3 protein-coding genes are annotated in these 1,980 nt (G+C 36.6%); 1 reads left to right on the top strand and 2 read right to left on the bottom strand.

What is annotated here, in order from left to right:
• Positions 1-286: 286 nt before the first annotated feature.
• The gene (locus ASU35_RS04500; RefSeq protein ID WP_242861199.1) at positions 287-550 is read left to right on the top strand and encodes an early set domain-containing protein; all 264 of its coding nucleotides are present in this window, start codon (positions 287-289) and stop codon (positions 548-550) included.
• A 318-nt stretch (positions 551-868) separates the two neighbouring features.
• On the opposite strand, the gene ASU35_RS20440 is transcribed toward ASU35_RS04500, so the two are convergent.
• The gene (locus ASU35_RS20440; protein WP_278278055.1) at positions 869-1,000 is read right to left on the bottom strand and encodes a hypothetical protein; all 132 of its coding nucleotides are present in this window, start codon (positions 998-1,000) and stop codon (positions 869-871) included.
• A 370-nt stretch (positions 1,001-1,370) separates the two neighbouring features.
• The gene (locus ASU35_RS04505; protein ID WP_147525368.1) at positions 1,371-1,856 is read right to left on the bottom strand and encodes a hypothetical protein; all 486 of its coding nucleotides are present in this window, start codon (positions 1,854-1,856) and stop codon (positions 1,371-1,373) included.
• Between the last annotated feature and the right edge of the window lie 124 nt (positions 1,857-1,980).

Below are 1,980 nucleotides of genomic sequence, written 5' to 3' on the forward strand. Positions count from 1 at the left end.
AGTAGCTGTCCTTATAAAAAGGAATTCTACAGGACGCTGGAGAACATCCAACAACTAACAGTACAGTTGGAATAGCAACAATTCATGTACCTTGACAGTTCAAAATGGCTCAATCGAATTTCATGGGGATAGTTTATCCTTTTTTGCAGATAATTCGATTGCTCTCAGAAGAACTGGAACAAGGTTTGGTTATTATTGAAAAAATGTCTTGGTAATGCTATTCTGAATCTGGAAGAAAATTCCTTTTTTTACAATTTATTATGAGAGGAGGAAGTGTGCCTTGAACGTGGAATTATGGTATGAAAAGGATGTCTACTATGAGCCACAGGAGATTTCGCTACTTTATGAAAACGGGGAAACAAAACAGATGGACAGGCAGGAGGAACGCTTTTACTGCGAACTGGATTTACCGCCTGGGGAGTACCGCTACCGGTTTTTGATAGATGGGGAGCTGGAGCTTACGAAATATGATCTTTGCCATCATGCTTCGGAAACAGCTCCATCTGTACAAAAAAGACTTTTTTCAGGAAAAGAGATAGGCAGATTGTAGCAAGACTTGTATTCAATTCATCCAAGCAATCTTCTACTCTGTAATCAGAGCTTGGAATTTTCCCATAGCCTATGTAGGCATTTGACATCTCAAAAAAGAAAACATCTTCAAATCTGACATCCTTCAAAGAAAGAGCCTGTACCTTTACCCGTAATTGATGCAATCGTTCAGAATCCTGACTGTAAAATATATCAAACACATCACAACCAAACAATTTGAATAGCTTATTACTGAGGTTATGGATTTGACACCTAAAGGTGCAAGGGGATTTCTCTACACCACGCTCTCTTCTCCACAATTCTGCCAACGCAGAACCATTCAGTTCGTAATGCTTACATATAAAGCAAAAAGAATCTGACCTACCGCAAAGAACTCCCGATTGAACACAACTAATAAAATCCGTGAGTGATAGAACAGTTTCATCTGAGTAATCTGTTCCCATCTGTTCAATAATATCCTGCTTACATTTTGATAACATCTTGAAAAAATTAGCCATAGACCTGTACCTCCACAATAATCACTTATAGGTTTTTCCAAATTTTCAAAAGGCACAGTTTTCCGACCAATAATAGCCCTTTCTATATGCCTCATGAAAAAAGCGTTTGCTTTTCATATAAAGGTTAATCTGAAATGTAAGCATTTGAGTTAGTCTGTGGATTTTGAATAATCAGTATCGTACAGGCATTTCCAACTTAAAACGCAAGCAGGCTCAATACACATTAGCAGTAGCAATCAACAAGCCAGCTATCTGTTGGAAGTAATCATAATAGACCAGAACACCATTAGTTTTTCTTTATATCCAGCTAGTAAATACCCCCAATTACATCTTAACAGACTTAGGAGTTATAAATCCCAAGTCTCTCAGTTCTGCATAATTTGGTCTATAAGAACCACCATAAGGGTCTGGAATTCTTTGTATCGGATGCTCATAATCTACAATATTATTCGCATCTAACATCTGCACTGAAAATCCATATTCATTGGTATATCCCTTATTGAACGAATACTGAATATCCTCTAAGGTTTTTTCTGGTATATCTTCAATCGGAATATCGCAATGAAATATTGTGGGAACTCCAATTTTCTTCAATCTGCTCCTACACCCAAGCTGCATCGCTAATGCATTAATAAACTCACTTCCATAAATCAGATAATGACTTGCTCCATCCAAAAGCAAGTTCTTGTTCATTTCTAACCAAACCTTTTTATGAATATCATCAAAATCATTCCACTCTTCGTTTAATTTCTCAACTGCAGTATTTTCAGATACCCATTCACATATAACTCTGCTCTTAACTTCATCCAATGCAGACTCATAAGATATTGGTCTTATTCCATTTAGCAAATAATCATCTATAGAAATAGGTCGGCATGAATAAAAGTATAACACAAGACAACCAGAATGATAACCAGATTTCTGCATCTATCAA

Origin of the sequence: Acetivibrio ethanolgignens (assembly GCF_001461035.1) — a bacterium.
GTDB lineage: Bacteria > Bacillota > Clostridia > Lachnospirales > Lachnospiraceae > Velocimicrobium > Velocimicrobium ethanolgignens.